At 38.4% G+C, this 17,959-nt stretch carries 16 protein-coding genes; 8 read left to right on the forward strand and 8 right to left on the reverse strand.

Features of this window, described 5'->3' with window-relative positions:
- Window positions 1-117: 117 nt before the first annotated feature.
- The 4 genes from CAL6303_RS06205 (at window position 118) to CAL6303_RS06220 (ending at window position 5,216) form a co-directional block, all read left to right on the forward strand.
- Entirely contained in the window at window positions 118-522 is a 405-nt protein-coding gene (locus tag CAL6303_RS06205; RefSeq protein ID WP_015196998.1) for a hypothetical protein, read from the forward strand.
- 21 nt (window positions 523-543) lie between these two features.
- The gene (locus CAL6303_RS06210) at window positions 544-1,863 is read left to right on the forward strand and encodes a hypothetical protein (RefSeq protein WP_015196999.1); all 1,320 of its coding nucleotides are present in this window, start codon (window positions 544-546) and stop codon (window positions 1,861-1,863) included.
- 104 nt (window positions 1,864-1,967) lie between these two features.
- Window positions 1,968-3,623, forward strand: coding sequence for an ISKra4-like element ISCasp2 family transposase (locus CAL6303_RS06215; RefSeq protein ID WP_015196346.1), 1,656 nt, complete (start codon window positions 1,968-1,970; stop codon window positions 3,621-3,623).
- 165 nt (window positions 3,624-3,788) lie between these two features.
- Window positions 3,789-5,216, forward strand: coding sequence for a carotenoid oxygenase family protein (locus tag CAL6303_RS06220; RefSeq protein ID WP_015197000.1), 1,428 nt, complete (start codon window positions 3,789-3,791; stop codon window positions 5,214-5,216).
- Window positions 5,217-5,284: 68 nt separating this feature from the next.
- Here CAL6303_RS06220 and CAL6303_RS06225 read toward each other — a convergent pair whose 3' ends face one another.
- The 5 genes from CAL6303_RS06225 to CAL6303_RS06245 form a co-directional block, all read right to left on the reverse strand.
- Entirely contained in the window at window positions 5,285-7,123 is a 1,839-nt protein-coding gene (locus tag CAL6303_RS06225; protein ID WP_015197001.1) for a M61 family metallopeptidase, read from the reverse strand.
- 107 nt (window positions 7,124-7,230) lie between these two features.
- Window positions 7,231-7,914: a Crp/Fnr family transcriptional regulator gene (locus CAL6303_RS06230; RefSeq protein WP_015197002.1), complete on the reverse strand. Its 684-nt coding sequence runs from the start codon at window positions 7,912-7,914 to the stop codon at window positions 7,231-7,233.
- Between the two features lie 384 nt (window positions 7,915-8,298).
- Window positions 8,299-8,760 (reverse strand): DUF1499 domain-containing protein, encoded by a 462-nt coding sequence (locus tag CAL6303_RS06235; RefSeq protein ID WP_015197003.1) that lies wholly within the window; start codon window positions 8,758-8,760, stop codon window positions 8,299-8,301.
- Between the two features lie 168 nt (window positions 8,761-8,928).
- Window positions 8,929-9,318: a hypothetical protein gene (locus tag CAL6303_RS06240; RefSeq protein ID WP_015197004.1), complete on the reverse strand. Its 390-nt coding sequence runs from the start codon at window positions 9,316-9,318 to the stop codon at window positions 8,929-8,931.
- A gap of 148 nt (window positions 9,319-9,466) precedes the next feature.
- Window positions 9,467-11,620, reverse strand: coding sequence for a serine/threonine-protein kinase (locus tag CAL6303_RS06245; RefSeq protein ID WP_041739153.1), 2,154 nt, complete (start codon window positions 11,618-11,620; stop codon window positions 9,467-9,469).
- Between the two features lie 210 nt (window positions 11,621-11,830).
- On the opposite strand from CAL6303_RS06245, the gene CAL6303_RS06250 reads away from it, so the two are divergent.
- The 3 genes from CAL6303_RS06250 to CAL6303_RS06260 all read left to right on the forward strand — a co-directional run bounded on the left by CAL6303_RS06250 (window position 11,831) and on the right by CAL6303_RS06260 (window position 14,602).
- Entirely contained in the window at window positions 11,831-12,913 is a 1,083-nt protein-coding gene (locus CAL6303_RS06250; protein ID WP_015197006.1) for a hypothetical protein, read from the forward strand.
- Between the two features lie 21 nt (window positions 12,914-12,934).
- Complete coding sequence (locus CAL6303_RS28370; RefSeq protein WP_015197007.1) at window positions 12,935-13,777, forward strand: hypothetical protein; 843 nt, start codon at window positions 12,935-12,937, stop codon at window positions 13,775-13,777.
- Window positions 13,778-13,951: 174 nt separating this feature from the next.
- Window positions 13,952-14,602 carry a hypothetical protein gene (locus CAL6303_RS06260; protein ID WP_015197008.1) on the forward strand — a complete coding sequence of 217 codons (651 nt, stop codon included), beginning with the start codon at window positions 13,952-13,954 and terminating at the stop codon, window positions 14,600-14,602.
- Between the two features lie 94 nt (window positions 14,603-14,696).
- Here the strand turns inward: CAL6303_RS06260 and CAL6303_RS06265 are convergent, their stop codons facing one another.
- The 3 genes from CAL6303_RS06265 to psaM all read right to left on the reverse strand — a co-directional run bounded on the left by CAL6303_RS06265 (window position 14,697) and on the right by psaM (window position 16,496).
- Window positions 14,697-15,302: a Uma2 family endonuclease gene (locus CAL6303_RS06265; RefSeq protein WP_015197009.1), complete on the reverse strand. Its 606-nt coding sequence runs from the start codon at window positions 15,300-15,302 to the stop codon at window positions 14,697-14,699.
- Between the two features lie 444 nt (window positions 15,303-15,746).
- Complete coding sequence (locus CAL6303_RS06270) at window positions 15,747-16,154, reverse strand: hypothetical protein (RefSeq protein WP_015197010.1); 408 nt, start codon at window positions 16,152-16,154, stop codon at window positions 15,747-15,749.
- A gap of 243 nt (window positions 16,155-16,397) precedes the next feature.
- Complete coding sequence (gene psaM / locus CAL6303_RS06275) at window positions 16,398-16,496, reverse strand: photosystem I reaction center subunit XII (RefSeq protein WP_015197011.1); 99 nt, start codon at window positions 16,494-16,496, stop codon at window positions 16,398-16,400.
- Window positions 16,497-16,609: 113 nt separating this feature from the next.
- On the opposite strand from psaM, the gene CAL6303_RS06280 reads away from it, so the two are divergent.
- On the forward strand, window positions 16,610-17,956 hold the full coding sequence (locus CAL6303_RS06280; protein ID WP_015197012.1) for an FGGY-family carbohydrate kinase: 1,347 nt from the start codon (window positions 16,610-16,612) through the stop codon (window positions 17,954-17,956).
- The last annotated feature ends 3 nt before the right edge of the window (window positions 17,957-17,959 follow it).

Raw genomic sequence — 17,959 nt, forward strand, 5'->3', positions numbered from 1 at the left:
AACTGTAGTTTTAAGTCAAGATTATGAGATTGCTTCCTTACGTCGCAATGACAAAACTCCACTTTTCGTCATGAACAAGGTATAACTAACCTCTAATCAAAATAATTGACACAAGAAATGAATGAAACTCTCAATTCCACCGAAAAAGTTACCCTACGTGCTTTTTTAACAGCTTTGCTAGAATTAAATGTCCCTTTACCACCAGAATTGCAGCAGGAAATTAATCAAGTTGCTGAAATCTTTGTCAAACAACCCTCTACTGCTACTAACCGTTTGATACAGTTAGCAGAATATGAATGCATTAAACCCCTGTACATGCAAGCGAGGATGAATATTCAGACACAATACGAAATTAAAGAGCGTAATAAATTCGATAAACCAAGTAAACAAAATCAGCCGAATGCAGTCCCTGATGAACGCTTAGAAAATATTGCTTTGCCAATTCTCCAAGCTGTTGATTCTAGCGAAGAAGCAAAAAAATACCAATCCGATATTGTTCTACCTCCACCACCTCTTTCCTAATATATTTAATATCATTTATTAATGAGCAAGATAGAATATCCCACCCTAGACTTATTTATTTATAATCTGACAGATGGTTTAAAAAATGAAGAAGAAGTTCAAAATACATACCATAAATTTTGGTTGGATTTACCCGATAAACTAGGGAAAATTAATTTAGTGTCTACAATAAATGTAGAAGACTCGGAACGTTTAGATTTTGTTGATAATCAAACCGTTGATGGATGTTACAGTCGTGCAAATTTTGAAGATACTGATTGTTTGCGATTTAGCTGTTCCCATGATGCCACAGTCGAACTGCCTGAATTATTATCTGTTTTAGAAAAAACAAAAGACATCACACAATTACCTCAAAGCAAAAATTTTAAAGGACAAGATTTACCACCTGGAATTCTTTCGGAAGAAGGATATTTAGGGCAAACATGGATGATATCTGGTTGGTTAGATTCAGCCAATAATGTAGATACCGAAAATATAGCCCATAAAACTTATCAAACAATCATTTTAGAGAAACATCAACATCAAAATGTTGGCAAATTTCTTGGCGCTACAATTTATGAAATGTGGCGAGGTTCTGAACGTTGGAAAGGAGTAGAAAAAAATAGTCATGTCCTAGTGGTTTTTTATCCAGACATGGCAACTTTTCGTACAGCAGCTACTTTTTACAATGCTTGGCGGTATTTATTTTATTGTCGCCATAAAATTCTCTGGGCATATGAACAAGCAAGAGAACTTAAAAAACGACTCTTGAAAAAAACTCAAACAAATATTATAGATATATCTAGTTTATCTAGAAAAAATCTCCATCAACTAAAAGCTGATTTACAGGCAAATATTATGATTTTGCCCGACTGCGTTCAAGATTTAGGACTCTTAGAAGTCCAACAACATACAATTGAAATTAACTTATATAACTACGAAAAACAGTGTCAGGAATTTTTCCCTACAGAAAAGTTTTTAGAAGAACTGCGGAAAACAGCAAGCGGTAAATATATACTTCAACTAGAAAAAGATGCTTCTAGTTTCCGCTCTACCTTAACCATTCTTGAAAATTTGACAAACACTACCCGTGGAATGGTAGAAATTCAACAAGCAGAGAGAGAACGTAATATAAATATTGTAATTGCGATCGCAGGTATTGGACTCGCAACCAGCCAAATAGTATCCTCGGTGATTATTGCCCAAGAACCGCCACCCAAAGGTGTTCCTTTTTACCAAACATCTGCATTTCAACTGAGTATTGTAGCAGGTATTGCAGGTGGTATCGTAACTGGTGCGATCGCAATTATTTTTGTCAGAATAGTTATTAGTATTTTCAAGTACTTTTATCCCTCAAAGTAAAATGCACTATTCAAAATAATTAGGGTGCGACTCTTTTAGTAGTACAAGGTATGGTATAAGAGTAATAGGAGACAAGTCAACCAGAGTAATGTTTCAGTGCAAAAATGAAACAGATGCATCCTTGCTTGTCAAAAGATAAAAACGGGAATAAGTACGGACGTATGCAAGCATCTAGATCAAATCCAGGGATGTTTTGGGAAGAAGCACGAGAACTATTTGAAGAAATAGTTGGTTGGCTGGACTCAGATAGTATTTGTGGGTTGGAGCATGGAGAAATAGAAAGTAAGTTGCTTGATAATGGATATGAACTACTTAGAAGGCTGTTACAAGGATACTTTGATAAGCGTAGCCAAGACGAAACGGATTCTGAGTGGGTAGGAAAAGACCAAGCCAAGCGAACGCACAAGAAAAAATTGTCAAGGAAATTAACAACAATATTTGGCACAGTAATCGCAAACCGAATCGGTTACGGAGGTAGAAAGATAAACACCCTATTTCCATTAGATGCAGAGCTAAACCTACCAGCAGAACAATATTCTCACGGATTAAGACAACGAGTAGCAGTGGAAGTAGCTCGTTCAGGATTTAGGGAAACAGTGGATATTATCGAAAAAACAACAGCAGCCAAAATTGGTAAACGGCAAGCAGAAGAACTAGCGTACCAGAGCGCTGTCGATTTTGATGATTTCTACACATATCAACAGGCAGAAGCGGTACAAGTTGAGGAAATAGGAGAAATTGTTGTAATCAGTGCAGATGGGAAAGGTGTGATTGTGAGCCACTCGACACGGGCTGTGCCCAGTGTCGAAGTGGCGGTGCGTACAGAGGATTTACGTCCCCAAACCCAAAAACGAGCGCAAGCTTCCAGCAAGAAGTTAGATAAGCGTTTAACCAAAGGAGAAAAAGCCAATGCCAAACGAATGGCAACGGTAGCTTCAGTTTACACAATCAACCCGTTTGTTCGTACAGTTGAGCAAATAGTTAACCCATCCGATGAGGATAAGAAAATAAAGCGTCCTAAACCTATTGGAAAAAGGGTTTGGGCTTCTGTTGCCAAGGAACCAGAAGTCGTCATTAAAGAGGCTTTCGATGAGGCATTGCATCGTGATCCAGATCGGCAAAAACGCTTTTGTGCCTTGGTCGATGGTAATAAGCAACAATTATCGTTGATGAAGAAATTTACCAAAAAACATCACCTCGAACTGACTATTGTCCTGGATATTATCCATGTGATTGAGTATTTGTGGAAAGCAGCATTTGTATTTTATTCCAGTACGGATAAACAAGCCGAAGCCTGGGTTACGAAACGTTTGAAGTCTATCCTTGAGGGGAAATCCAGTGATGTTGCTTCTGGGATGCGAACAAGCGCGACAAAACGTAAACTCACACCCCAAGAACGCAAACCTGTGGATAACTGTGCCAGATATTTGCTCAACAACCGCGAATATCTCAAATACCATGATTATTTAAAAGCTGGGTTGCCAATTGCTACCGGAGTTATCGAAGGTGCTTGCCGTCATCTGATTAAAGATCGGATGGATATTACTGGTGCCAGATGGAGTCTAGCTGGTGCCGAGGCTGTTTTACGGCTTCGTTCTTTGTATATTAGCGGGGATTGGCATAAGTATTGGCGCTTCCATTTACACCAAGAGCATAAACGCAATCATCTTGCTCTGTATCAAGGTGCAATTCCCTTGATGAAGCGAGTTGCTAAAGCCCGTTGCCCTATTACCCCTTCACCCCTTCCAATACCTGTCTAAACTACATTTCCTGTCTTACTAAAAGAGCCGCACCCAAATAATTAGCACTTTTAGCTGATTCCCATTGAGTTTACTGATTAAATATAATATCCCTACAATGATGCAGTAATTCCCCAAGCCACAAAATAAATACTTTCCTTCTAAATCCTAACTTTCCCTAAAACCATGACTACTGCTACCATTAATCAGCCAACTTGGGCAAAAGCCATATCTCATCCCGCTAAAGAATTCTTACCGACTCAACTCCCAATTATTTCCGGAACAATTCCCCCTGGTATTTGCGGTTCATTATACCGCAATGGACCCGCCAGATTGGAAAGAGGTGGTGTGCGGATGGGACATTGGTTTGATGGGGATGGGGCGATTCTGGCAGTACATTTAAATAGTAATGGGGCAACAGCAACTTATAGATATGTACAAACCGCTGGATATCAAGCCGAATCTTTAGCAGAACAGTTAATTTACAGCAACTATGGGATGACTGCACCGGGTAAATTTTGGCAAAAGCCATTTAAACCCGTAAAAAATGCCGCGAATACTTCCGTGTTAGCACTACCAGATAAACTTTTGGCATTATGGGAAGGTGGTAAACCCCATATCCTCGATTTACAAACTTTAGAAACCATTGGGGAAGATGATTTACAAGGTTTAACTAAAGGAAAGCATTACTCTGCACATTGTAAACGAGATCCGAATACAGGTGAAATATTTAACTTTGGTGTTAGTCCCGGTATAAATGCCACTCTCAACCTCTACAAAAGTAACGCTACTGGGAAAATAGTCAAACAGGCAGCACATAAAATTAATGGTGTACCTTTGGTGCATGACTTTGTTTTAGCTGGGCAATATTTACTCTTCTTTATTTCCCCTGTACGGTTAAACTTATTTCCCGTATTGCTAGGATTAAAATGCTTTGGTGAAGCGATGACATGGCAACCTGAGAAAGGTACCCAAATTCTTGTTATCAACCGCGAAACCCTAGAAATAGTTAGTCGTACAGAAGCAGAAGCTTGGTATCAGTGGCACTTTGCCAACGGTTACGTGGATGGTAGCGGTACAGTTGTGGTAGATATTGCCAGATACGAAGACTTTCAAACCAATAAATTTTTAAAGGAAGTTGCCACAGGTGAAATCCAAACAGTGGCAAAAAGTCATCTTTCGCGGGTACAACTAAATCCCGAAACAGGGAAAGTCATCAGCATCGAGAAACTTCTAGACAGTCAGTGTGAATTCCCTACTGTTCCTGCCGCAGATGTTGGGAAAGCATCACGTTACACCTATTTATCGACGATACAACCAGGAACCAATATTGGGCGAGAATTGTTGAATGCGATCGCACGTTACGATCATCGCACAAATACCCTCACAACTGCCAAAATTGGTGACAATCGTTACCCATCTGAACCCATATACATCCCAGATGCCGAAGATGCATGGCAAGGTTGGGTAATTACCGTAGTTTATGACGGAGATAAAGATACTAGTGAAGTTTGGATTTATGACTCAGACAGACTTAATTCCGAACCAGTTTGTACACTAGCGTTACCCAGTGTCATTCCCCACGGCTTCCATGGTACCTGGAAATCAGCTTAAGTTTCCCCAGTTTGTTGTTCCCGAATGTTTATTAATTCGAGAAAAATCTAGCTTCTAACGCTAGTTGCTTAACTAATTATCGACATTCCCAACCAACCAGTTAAATTCTTTTTCTGCATTTTAGAAGTATTTGCCATCAGTTTAATTGCATATCTGCTGACACGGGGATGGGCTAACGTTACATCGTAGGTAAAAAGCTCATCCTGATGAAAAACTGTAATTTGGATAGTGTCCTTTGCTTGATAATCTCGCAAACGTTCTGATAAATTACTAGCTGAAACCTTGATACCATTAATTGCCACTAATTCATCACCCGTATCAATTCCCGCAATTTGGGCAGGTGAGAGTGACTCCACAAACTTGACTATATCCCGATTATTTTCACCTGCCACTTTAATACCTAAAAAAGGCTCTTCCTCAGCATCAGCAAACAACTGCAAACCGAAAGGTTCCAAATACTGATTAAAAGGTAAATCAACCAAACCATCAATATATTGCTCAAAAAAATCAGTTAAATCTACCCCAGCAACCGACTCAATCACCGTTTGTAGCTGTTTGGGAGTGTAACCGATTTCAGCTTTCCCAAATTGTTGCCACATTAGCCGCATCACATCATCAAGCGATCGCATATTATCATGACGTGCCCGAATTAGGAGATCCAATAGCAATGACACCATTTCCCCCTTCAAATAATAGGAAATTTGGGAGTTAGGACTATTGGCATCAGGACGGTATAACTTAATCCAAGTATCAAAACTTGATTCCGAAAGTGGTTGAACTGCTTTACCAGGAGTATTTTGATACCTAGTAATTTCCTTACTTAAGTGATTTAAATATGACTTAGCATTATAAATCCCTGCCCGCAAAGGAATATGTAAATCATAATAACTAGTAGTTCCTTCACAAAACCACAGCGACGGTGTATAATTTTCCTGATCATAATCAAAAACTTCCAAAGCCTGGGGACGAATTCGCTTCACATTCCACAGATGGAAAAACTCATGGGCTACCAACTGAATAAAACGTTCATACTTATCAGTATCCTTAAAACCAAACCGCTGATATATTAAAGAACAACAATCTTTATGCTCCAAACCTCCAAAAGCTTGAGTTAGTAAGTGTAATAAAAATACATATCTTTCATAAGGTAAACCCTCAAATATCTCCGCTTCCACCTCAATAATCTTTTCAAAATCAGAAATCAATCGTGAAATCTGAAAATTTCCCTGACCCCAAATCGCTAATTCATGGGGTTTTCCCAAAACCTCAAACTCATAAACTTGGTGCTTACCAATTTCAAAAGGCGTATCCACCAAAGTATCATAATCTTTAGCATAGAAAGTATTTTTAACCGTTGACACCATCGGCAACACCGCTGTCACCTGCCAATCTGGATATGGGGGTATGATAGTAACATTAATTCCCTGCTTTTCCCAATCAGGAATCCTCAAAAATATTGCCGCACCATTAAAATATCCATGAGTCATATCTAAATGATTTGTTCTTACCGATATCTCATTAGCAAAAACACGGTATTTAATAGTAACTTCAGAAACACCATTAGTCTCAACTTGCCAATGATTTTTAGCAACTTTGCCACAACTTAAAACCTGTTCCCCAGCCAAAGCCCTAAAATCCTGTAAATGCTTGGCATATTCTCGCACCAAATAGGAACCAGGAGTCCATACAGGTAACTTTAAATTCAGCAATGGTGATGGGCAATTTTCAATTTTCAGCGTCACCTCAAATAAATGTGTTTGTGGTTGAGGCATTGCCACTTCATAGCTGATAATTGGAGTAATTTCCGAATTAGCTTGATAAGTCTCTGGAAATATTACCGATAGACGTTGCCCCTCCAATTTGAGGCTTTCGTGAGTGTCAGCCGAACGGTTTATCGCATCAGTCATTTTCGGGTTGCTTGTTAGATAATGGGCAAAAAATCAATAAACCCAGTTTCTGAGAAGAAACCGGGCTTTAATAATAGCCGCATTTTAACGATAATTTGTCAATGCTGTTAGATTTTTCCAGCTAAATTTACCAACTGCTTAAAATTGACTAAGTGAATCACTTGTTTTGCCGTATCAATCTTAATCCAGCCCTTCTCCGCCAACTTTTCGATAATAGCGGTGGTTTCTTCCACACCAATTTCAGTCACATCTGCTAAATCCCTAAAGGCAATATTAAAAATTACCTTCCCACCATCCAAATCCTGCCCATAACTATCACCTAGAAGAACCAGTGTATAAGCCAGTTTTACCGCTGGAGGTGAAGATCGCATTTGCAAACGCATATTTACATGACGCAACCGTCTCACCATCATCTGTAACATCCGATGGTGTAACTGTGGATCTTTAAATAATATCTGAACAAATCGCTCTTTAGAAATACTCAGTAATTTTACAGGGGAAAGAGCAATCACATCAGTAGAACGGGGAGATTCATCCAAAATCGCCATCTCCCCAAAAAAATCCCCCCGACTCAAAATTGCCAAAGCCCGATAATCATCTCCTAAAGTTCGTCGAACTTTAACCCAACCAGAAATCACAAAATAAACCGCATTCCCCCAAGAATCTTCCATCAACACAGCCCTTCCGGCTGGATACTCATGATCAGTAGAAACATTCAGTAGCCATTCCAAGGTTTGGGGACTGGCTGTACTCATTAAAGGGAAAAGTTCGCTAAAAACTTCTGTCAACATGAATTATTTACACAATAGATTAAAAATAGGAGATGAAAATAAAAATAAAATTAGGATTGACACAATTGACACATTTTCGCCCATAGGGCATGTGCCACTTTTAGTAACCATATATAGTGAAAAAAATTACTAGTGCCACGCACTAATAATTTTTTTATGGCAACTTACTTGTAGTTATTTATTTCTAGACTCTAATTACAACATATATAATTACTGATCGAGATCGGAAGTTTTACCTAAACTAAGTAGGTGGGTGGGAAAATTATAGTTATAATCAGGCAGTAGATAGTGCAAAAGAACTATCAGCCATTACTTCCTTGTGGCTTGCTACTTGCAGGGTATTCCCATCTCAAAACACCCCTACTGCCTTCTTGTATTAGTTGCTTAGATTTTAAGATCCTGCAAAGCCAGACGAATTTGCTCCATACGTCTACGATTCACACCTAAATCTGAGTCACCTACACGAGATGCCGAACGTAGATGAATGAGATTTTCATGCTTGGGAAAATAGAATTCCACATCATCAACAAACCCAAAAATGCGGCTTTTGGAAACAGCACGGATATAACTATCAGTTCGCTCTACAACCTCTGTACGGGGAACAACAGTCAGAACTTTAAGCAATGTTTCTCGTGCGGCGTTGCGGTCTATATGATAAGTAATCGGATCAATGCTATGTTTAATGTCGGCATCTTGGCTGACAACACAATTTGGAGAGGCTGGACAAGAACTAAGATGAGCATCACTAACACCTAAACCAGCAGCCCAAGTAGTTGATATATTGCAGAAATTGCTAGTCAGAATCAGCAATATTCCCAAAGTAATCGCTTTTAGTAGACGGAACACAATAAATACACTCCTCAAGGTTGAAATAGCATTGCTTCAATATTTTCGCTTATTTCAAACCGAATTTGAGGGATTCCCAATTATCAAGAGGATGCCTATGCGTCACCAGTTTTGAATTGGGGTGGCATGTTTTGGGAGTGGGATGATCCCCGCTGCCTTCTTCCTTCTTCAATCCCAATCAGTTTGAGCAGTAGGAGTTTGCAAATCAATTACTGCTGTCCAAGAACTGGTGCTGGTATCATAACAATGCCATTCACCCGATTTTTGATCAAGGTAGCAAAAAAGCGAACGACTACCAGCACTAAAATCGTCAGTCAGGTAGTATAAAATTCCTCGAAATGGATTGGTTTTACGGCTTAAACGCTTGGCAACAGCTTGGTTGGGACACTCAACTACAAAAACAGGCAAACCATCTAAAAAACCTAACGAGAAAAAGCACATCCGCAGGATAGCACGCAGCCAGCTTTCTGCATACTCGAAGTAATCATTAATAATTTTGTTTGTCAGGGCTTGTTCCAGATTACGGTTTTGCCGATCTGGAGCATCCAGGTTAGACATAACACCACCTATAACATACCGATGGTTCGAGATTAAACTATAACTTCTCAACGTGACAAGTGTACAGAATTGCATTCCCGAAGTTAGAGGAAAGCAGTTAGGAGGTAGGGGAATTTGTGTGTATTGTACTATGTTTCTTGCCAGGTTTTTATGGAGATACACGCCAAATTTTGATTGTAGCGTCTTCACTTGCGCTAACGAGGTTTTTGGCATCGGGGCTAAAAATAACCGACCACACACTACCTGCATGACCTTTGAGGGTACGAATTTCTTCACCTCTAAAAGGGTTCCACAGTTGGATTGTTCTATCGCTACCACTACTAGCTAACATAGTGCTATCAAAACGGAAACAAACTGACCAAACAGCACCATCGTGACCATTAAGCGAACGACTTTCTTGTCCGTTGGGCAAATTCCAAAGTTTAATGGTTTGATCGTTGCTACTACTAGCTAAAGTTTTCCCATCTGAACTATAGGCTATACGTACTACCGCTTGAGTGTGACCTCGGAGGGTGCGAATTTCATCTCCGGTGGCAACATCCCACAATTTTATGGTTTTGTCACCGCTACTACTAGCTAGAGTTTTACCATCTGGACTAAAAGCAACAGACCAAACCCCATTAGTATGACCTCTGAGGGTGCGAATTTCCTCTCCTGTAGAAATGTTCCACAACTTTATAGTTTTATCATTACTAGCGCTTGCTAAAATTTTCGCATCTGGACTGTAGGCAACCCCCACCACCCCATCAGTATGACCTCTGAAGATGCGAATACCTTCACCAGTAGAAATGTTCCATAATCTAATAGTGCGATCGCTACTTGCACTCACCAGGGTTTTACCCAAACCTTGGGGAAATGTTTCCCGCAACGGACTAAATGCAACTTGAGTTATACCTTCGTTGTGTCCTCTGAGGGTACGAATTTCCTCTCCAGTTTCAAAATCCCACAATTTAACGGTTTTATCTCGACTGCCACTACCAATAACTTTACCATCTTGGCTAACGGCAACCGACATCACAGAATTAGTATGTCCCGATAATGTCCGCTGCAAAAACACACTACTAGGTAAACTACTAATTAGAAAACTTGGGGCAGATGGAAACAAACCATAACGCACGTAACCATAGATTTGAGTCCCAATTAAAGCTGTGAGGAAGAAAGTTCCCCCCACCAACATAGTTTTTTGCAGTTTTGTCGTTTGTTGAAAAGCTAACTTTAAACTGGCAAGTTTACCAATTGGAAATGTTCTATTACCAGGTTTAACTGGATTTTGAGTTGGTTGAATTGGGGAATTATTAGTATGAGGTACAGGTATTTGTGGTGGATTTGATGGTGGATTTGGTGCTTGTAAGATTAAATCTTCCAAAACATCATTAGCAGATTGATAACGTTCATGAATACTCTTTTTCAAAAGTTTATCCATAACTTCACCAAACTCTCTACTCACTGGGTATTTAACATGTTGTCGCCAAGAATTTACCCAGCTGTAGCCATATTCTGTCCACAATTGAAAAGGTGAAATCGCACTGAGAAGATGAAAACAAGTAGCACCTAAGCTAAATAAATCACTACCTGGATAAGCCTCACCACCGTTAATTTGTTCAATGGCACTGTAACCAAAAGAACCAATAGTAGTTCCTGGTTTACTTTGGACAGTAGCAGTCAATTGTTTAGAAGCACCAAAATCAATTAAAACCAAATCTCCACGCACCAATCCCACATTTCCTAAATTTCCTCGGGAAGGGGGATGTGAAGGTTTGGGAAAAGAAGATTGTAGAGAGCGACGCATAATATTTTGCGGTTTAATATCACGGTGAATTACTCCATGTTCGTGAATGAATTGCAACACAGGTAACACATCTAGTAATACTTCCCGAACATCACGTTCGCTCAAAGTTAATTTTTGTTGTAACTCCTTAAATAGATTTTGACCATCAACAAATTCTTGGACTAAATACAGATAATTATCTTGTTCAAAATATGCCAGTAACGTGGGAATTTGTAGATGTCTCCCTAGTTCTTGCAGTCGTTTAGCTTCCTCTTTAAACAATTCAACAGCTTTGGCTAAAGCCCAAGTTCCTTGGACTTTAGGTGCTAATTGCTTGACTACACAGCGTTCATTGAGTTTATCGGCATCTTCTGCTAGGTAAGTTCTACCAAATCCACCTTCATCAGATAGCACTCTCTTCACCCTGTAGTGACCTCGTAATAGCTGTGTAAGAGGAGCGCTGCAACTCTGGCAATATTGATTCCCGTTAGGATTCATCGGACTGGGGCAATCTGGGTTGAGGCAGCAGAGCATCTTTGAGCAAGGATGACAGTGTTGATGACTAATGATAGCGCCACTTATCATTTATCTCGATAAAATTGGCGAATTTTTAATTATTTAATAATTGCTCAGGTTGAACATATTTGTTAGGGATACAAATATTTTCTAAGTAAGTCTTATTTTACTCACAGATTTGGGTATGTTAAGACTACCTACAAATATTGGCTTCATAAACATACCGATATGTTCAAATCCCCCTTTAAAAAATTTGTCAAAAGCCTGAAAGACCCGTTGAATATCAAAGGCAGCTTAAAATATTTTGCAGAAAAGAATCGTCAAGAGCTAGAAAAGTTATCTGATGACATTGATGATAAAACGAAGAAGAGAATTAACCAAACCTTAGATGGACTAGATAAACTTGAATCTCAAGCTTTGAAGGATATCAATAAAATATTTGATAAAAAGCTTTTCCCTCTAGCAGATGAATTAGATTATATTGCCAAGCAGAGAATAGAGCAAGCGATTGGTGGCTTAGAACAACTTGAAATCAAAACTAACAATGACATCATACTATTATTAAGAAATGCTGATGAAAAAATTAAAAATAATCTCCTGTTAGTAGATAATATTCGACAAGAAACAATTAAAGATATCCGAACAACACTAGAAACAGCAGATTTTTATCTAGAAAATCGGATAAATCAAATTTCCTTATTAGTGATGGAGAGTATTTGTGCTCTGGAAAAAATCACTAATAATACCTTAAAAGAGGTGAATATTTTAGAGGATAAGATTTTTCAAGATCTAAATTTTGCAATTGACAAAATTAACAAAGATATTACTGATTTAGAAGAAAAACTTTTCCAAGACGCTAATTTGTTAATAGATAAACTAATTTATAAAATGGATGAGGTGATTGGGGGGAATATTGAATTAGTTAGAAACGAATTTAAAAAATACTTAGTCCATTCCTTGCCCAATCCCTTTGACAAGTGTAGACAAATATTGAAACTGGGAATGAAACCAGGTGCAATGTTATCAGATATTGAACTTTACGAATTAACCGAGTGCTATGAGTTAAACAAATTAACCGAAAACACTTCTATAGATGATGTTTTGAAAACCTATGGACAACTTCAACTTAATGCTGCAAGAATGGCATATTTGGTGAGAAATGCACCTGAATTAAAGCGAAGAGCAATTGAGGATTGGATACATTATGGAATGTTATGTGATTTTTGGCGTAATACATCACAGAATTATGGTATGAAAGAAAATGTTTTATCAGAATCTCAATTAGCGCAAAATTTATTATCTGGAAGATAGTTCAAAATTAATATTTTAATCATGAAAAACTATTCAAAACAAATGAAAAATACTCAAGAAGAGTTACATCAGGAATTAAGAGATTTAAGAGAGTTAAAAGTTACTTTTGCTAGTTTGCAGCATCAGTTAAGAACTACAGAGCAAGATTTAAAAGAGGTTCAACTAGAATTAAAAGTAACAAAAGATAATTTAGAGTTGTATCAGCAAAAGCTAGAGAAGATAGAAAAAGTAAATTTTGAGACAATACAAGAAGTAAAGATAGAAATAAGCAACACACAGATAGGCTTATCTCAAAGAAAACAAGAAATGGCAGATATTAAGGTAAGTTCGAGAGAAATAGAGCAAAATACAAGCAAATTAAATAAAAAAATTGTTCAAGAAGTTAATAATGTGAAAAAAGATATTGAAAAAGGTTCGATTGTTGCTAAAAAAGCCTTAATGATAAAAGGTAAGGATGACGAACATTGGATTGGTTTTCATAAATTAGATGAAACTAACCACCATTGTTTACGGGTATTGAAAACAACGGATAATACCTGGCATGATGATATTAGAATCAAAGCAGCAGGCTGGTTACGGGGCGTAGATGATGAATATTGGATTGGTTTTTCTAACTTAGATGAAGCTAATCATCATTGTTTAGGAGTATGGAATAAACATAATAATACTTGGCACGATGATGTTCGAGTAAAAGCAGCATGTCTATTACGAGGTGTAGATGATGAACATTGGATTGGCTTTTGTTACTTAGATCATCTTTATCACCATTGTTTAGGAGTATGGAAGATATATGAGCGTCAATGGCATGATGATGTTCGAGTAAAGGCAGCTATGATGTCTCGTTTTCGTACAAAAGCATTATAGTTTGATATAGGACTCATATTTGATTTCTGAAAAACCAAATTGGCTAGAAGCCTACCATACAAACGTTTGTTTCTCAGTATACTTAACAAGATTCAAGTACGATTCCTATACATTATTCCTTTTATTTGGAAAGCAATCAAATCTCAAAAAAATTAAAAGATATTTATAAAATATATGAGTACAAATAACTTTAAGACACCATTAGGATACATAGAGCAAGCTATCGCCGAACTGAGAAAAACTCAAGACGAATTACAAGATGAACTGCGAGAAGTGAGAAATTTTAAAGAAAAATATTTCCATTTAGAAACTCAACTTCAAATGACTCAGCAAGAATTAGAAAATACAAAATTAAAGCTACAGATTCAAGAGCAAAAATTACAAACTGAGCAGGAAAGTATAAAAAATTTGAAAAAAGAAGTAAAAAATCTGATAAACGAATCGGAACAAACAAAGCAAAAAGTCGAAAACTTAGATAAAAAAACTGACAAAACAGTTCAGGATATCAAAAAAGGTGTCGAAAACGGCTCTATTGTGGCACAGAAGGCTTTAATGTTAAAAGGAAAAGACAACGAACATTGGATAAAATTTCGTAAATTGGATGGAGCAAATCATCATTGTTTACAAGTGTTGAGAAATGATAATACTTGGCATGATGATGTTAAAGTCAAATCGGCATTATTTTTACAAGCTAGTGATGATAAGCACTGGATGAGATATAAATATATGAAAGATGGTAAATATCATACGTTTTATATCTGGGATGTAAATGATACTTGGCATCATTGCGTGAGAGTGGGTGCAGCGAAAAAAATCAGAGACTAGTCAAGGTATTCTGTTAGATAGCGATCGCATTCACTATTCGCACCCTGAAATACCGTAAAACATGACAAAATTATCAACTATTGGCAATTTATCATTAATTTGGCATCAAATCATCGAGCTTTAACTGTAAGTTAGGAAAAAGATAAGAAGTAATGGTATCTCCTAAGCGATATTGTTGCTGCTGATAGATACCCTCAACTAGTTGACAAATTGTCAAAGTAGGTTGTTTCGGATTGCCAATAAATTGTAATCCTCCTAAAGCACGAAAATCTATAATCCAGTATTCTGGTATGTGAAGAAAAGCATATTCTTCGACTTTTCTGGCATAATCATCTTGCCAATTTGTGCTGACAACCTCAACAACTAGCTTAATTGTCTTCCCATTACAAATAATTGGCTCTTTTTGCCAAAGTGGTTCATTATTCAATTCTATTTTATCTAGAACAATTACATCAGGACGTAGCGCTGTAGCTTCGGTGTGTAGCGGTTTAATTAAACAGTTTTTGGGAATCATCCAATTGAAATTAGAGCGAAGAATTTCGACATAGATTCTACCTGCAACATTTCCTGAAACTTCTTCATGAGGTCCGGTAGGCTCCATTTCGCGTAATTCTCCGTCAATTAGTTCATAATTAGGATTATCCCCATATTCAGCTATAAATTGCTGGAAAGTTACCAGTTTGGGTGAGGTGTAAGTCATGGGTTGTATTTCGGGAACCTGAGTTCATTTTAACCCTAGAAACAGATGAGATATTACTTAGGATTAGCAATTAAATAATATATATATCTTGTGGAATGGGCAGCGTTCGATGGTTCCTGAGCCTGTCGGAACGAAGTGTACCGGAGGTAAGGACTGAGGGCTCACGCCGAAGTCTTGCCCGTGAATCTAATTTATGCAAGGCAGGATGCCTGTTCCACAAAATAAAAACTTACATTTTATTTAACACTCAATCCTTACTACGTCGCCAAATTCTGAGGGTTTTATCTTCGCTACCACTAACGAGGGTAGAAGCATCACGATTCAAACCGATGGATTCAACATGCCACAGGAATTCAGCTAATAGATGATAACTTGATAGCTACCATTACAGTAACCATTAGCTATTAACTATCAGCTGCAAGGGTTATCAAGACACAGTTACTTTTAAGGTGAATCTTGATCTACTTCATTTACTTCTTTGCTATGTGTAAACACCACAGGGTATTGGTTGGGATCAATACGGTATCCCTGTTCCTGCATAATTCTGTTAGTCTGGGTTGGATCAAAATTACGGTTAAACTCAGTTTTAATCGTATTTACCCGGGTTTCCATCAAACTAACTTGGGTACGGATAGTACGGAGTTTGTCTTGCTGTGTCCAGTTGTCAGGTATCAAATTTGCCAAAGCGGAGATTGCAGCGGCAGAAATTAGAACATTTACCCCGATTTTGGCAGTTGTTTCCAATGCCATGATCTGATGGGAACGTTGACGTAGATGCTTCTTGGGACGGGGTTTATGGGGTCGTTTGGGGTTTGGCTCTAGAGGTGGTCTAGAGGGTTGAATTGCTTGCATGAGATTGAGCAACCTTGCTTATTAAACAGACAAGCCGCAGACAGCTTAATTGTGAGGATTGCGACTATATTTTGCTGTAATATTACTTGATTTTATAATTTTTGCTACGGTGTTTTCACTGGAAAAAAAATAAACCTAGCAGTTTTTAATCAGTATTTCCACGATAATTACGGAAAATAACCGTGAATATATCGGAAAATAGCTGTTAACTGCTAGGTTTTGAGCCTCTAGAGAGGTTCTTGTTTAGTTTTTGTAAAGTTCTGTTGATAAACGCCAAGCAAGGATGCCAGGGATTAGAGCAACAGCTAAAGCAATGTAAACTTGAGTGTCAGATAATGGCATAGTCAAGAATCTCCTATTACCAATTGATTTAAAGTGGTTCGTCTACTACTTTTCACCTTTTTAGGCGGATTCGGAAATAGGTTGTTACAACTTTCAACAATTGGAGGTGAAAAATGGGGTTTTGGGAGGGGGAGAAAAAGCAGGGGAGGCAGGGGGAGCTTTTTTCTGTCTCTACTGCTTGTCATTTGTATCTAGGGATCGATTTTGGGACATCTGGTGCCAGAAGTGCGGTAGTTGATGCACAGGGCAATATTCAATTTGAGGGAAGATTTGGGTTTACAGAGTTTGCCGGGGTTAATTTGGCTGATTCTTGGAAAACAGGGTTGTTTGCACTTTTGGCACAAATCCCTAAAAAATTGAAGTCAAGGATTCAAGCGATCGCACTCAATGGTACATCCTCTACTGTCGTGCTATGTAATGAGTTTGGGGAACCTGTGGCACCACCGATGCTGTACAACGATGCGAGGGGTGCAGCAGTGATTGAGCAACTTCGAGATCTAGTTCCACCACAACATACTGTATTAAATGCAACATCAAGTTTGGTTAAATTGCTGTGGATGTCGCAGTCACCATCTTTTGCCAAAGCCAGATATTTCCTACATCAAGCCGATTGGTTAGGTTTCTTGTTGCATGGCAGGTTAGGTGTTAGCGATTACCATAATGCGTTGAAACTGGGCTATGACGTTGAGAATTTGGAATATCCCCAATGGTTAACTGAGCTAAATTTACCGATTTCCTTGCCCCATATAGTCGCACCTGGGAGTGCGATCGCGCAAATTACTCCGCAGATTGTTCAAGATTTTGAATTATCTCCAGATTGTCTTGTTTGTGCGGGTACCACCGATAGTATCGCCGCATTTTTGGCTAGTGGAGCGAAATATGTGGGTGAAGCTGTTACTTCCTTAGGTTCAACCCTCGCAGTTAAGTTATTAAGTCATACCCGCATTGAGGATGCACGCTATGGCATCTACAGTCACCGTTTCCCATCTTTTAACTCTGAAAAGGTGGAAACACCCTTTTGGCTGGTTGGCGGTGCCTCTAACACAGGTGGTGCAGTCCTGAAGCATTTTTTTAGTAATACAGAATTAAATCATCTCAGCCAAGAAATTAACCTTAAACAACCTAGTAAACTTGATTATTATCCCTTACTGAAGCCAGGTGAGCGCTTCCCCATCAATGATCCCCAGTTGTCACCACGTCTGGAACCTCGTCCCCAAAGTCATGTGGAGTTTCTCCACGGTTTATTAACGGGTATTGCCAAAATTGAAGCGCAGGGTTATGAGTTACTCCAAAAATTAGGGGCAGATAAACTAAATCATGTTTACACTGCTGGGGGTGGGGCAAATAATCTGACTTGGTTAGCAATTCGTCAGCAATATTTGCAAGTTCCTGTTGAAACTTCTAGAAATACTGAAGCTGCATACGGTTCGGCGCTTTTGGCAATGAAAAGTCAAATCTAAATC

Source organism: Calothrix sp. PCC 6303 (assembly GCF_000317435.1).
Lineage (GTDB): Bacteria > Cyanobacteriota > Cyanobacteriia > Cyanobacteriales > Nostocaceae > PCC-6303.

Excerpts from the sequence above, each read along its gene's own strand:
- CAL6303_RS06220 (WP_015197000.1), top strand. The coding sequence starts at position 3,789 with ATGACTACTGCTACCATTAATCAGCCAACTTGGGCAAAAGCCATATCT.
- CAL6303_RS06250 (WP_015197006.1), top strand. The coding sequence starts at position 11,831 with ATGTTCAAATCCCCCTTTAAAAAATTTGTCAAAAGCCTGAAAGACCCG.
- CAL6303_RS06225 (WP_015197001.1), bottom strand. The coding sequence starts at position 7,123 with ATGACTGATGCGATAAACCGTTCGGCTGACACTCACGAAAGCCTCAAA.
- CAL6303_RS06270 (WP_015197010.1), bottom strand. The coding sequence starts at position 16,154 with ATGCAAGCAATTCAACCCTCTAGACCACCTCTAGAGCCAAACCCCAAA.
- CAL6303_RS06280 (WP_015197012.1), top strand. The coding sequence starts at position 16,610 with ATGGGGTTTTGGGAGGGGGAGAAAAAGCAGGGGAGGCAGGGGGAGCTT.
- CAL6303_RS06240 (WP_015197004.1), bottom strand. The coding sequence starts at position 9,318 with ATGTCTAACCTGGATGCTCCAGATCGGCAAAACCGTAATCTGGAACAA.
- CAL6303_RS06205 (WP_015196998.1), top strand. The coding sequence starts at position 118 with ATGAATGAAACTCTCAATTCCACCGAAAAAGTTACCCTACGTGCTTTT.
- CAL6303_RS06245 (WP_041739153.1), bottom strand. The coding sequence starts at position 11,620 with ATGCTCTGCTGCCTCAACCCAGATTGCCCCAGTCCGATGAATCCTAAC.
- CAL6303_RS06260 (WP_015197008.1), top strand. The coding sequence starts at position 13,952 with ATGAGTACAAATAACTTTAAGACACCATTAGGATACATAGAGCAAGCT.
- CAL6303_RS06210 (WP_015196999.1), top strand. The coding sequence starts at position 544 with ATGAGCAAGATAGAATATCCCACCCTAGACTTATTTATTTATAATCTG.
- CAL6303_RS06230 (WP_015197002.1), bottom strand. The coding sequence starts at position 7,914 with ATGTTGACAGAAGTTTTTAGCGAACTTTTCCCTTTAATGAGTACAGCC.
- CAL6303_RS06265 (WP_015197009.1), bottom strand. The coding sequence starts at position 15,302 with ATGACTTACACCTCACCCAAACTGGTAACTTTCCAGCAATTTATAGCT.
- CAL6303_RS06215 (WP_015196346.1), top strand. The coding sequence starts at position 1,968 with ATGAAACAGATGCATCCTTGCTTGTCAAAAGATAAAAACGGGAATAAG.
- CAL6303_RS28370 (WP_015197007.1), top strand. The coding sequence starts at position 12,935 with ATGAAAAACTATTCAAAACAAATGAAAAATACTCAAGAAGAGTTACAT.
- psaM (WP_015197011.1), bottom strand. The coding sequence starts at position 16,496 with ATGCCATTATCTGACACTCAAGTTTACATTGCTTTAGCTGTTGCTCTA.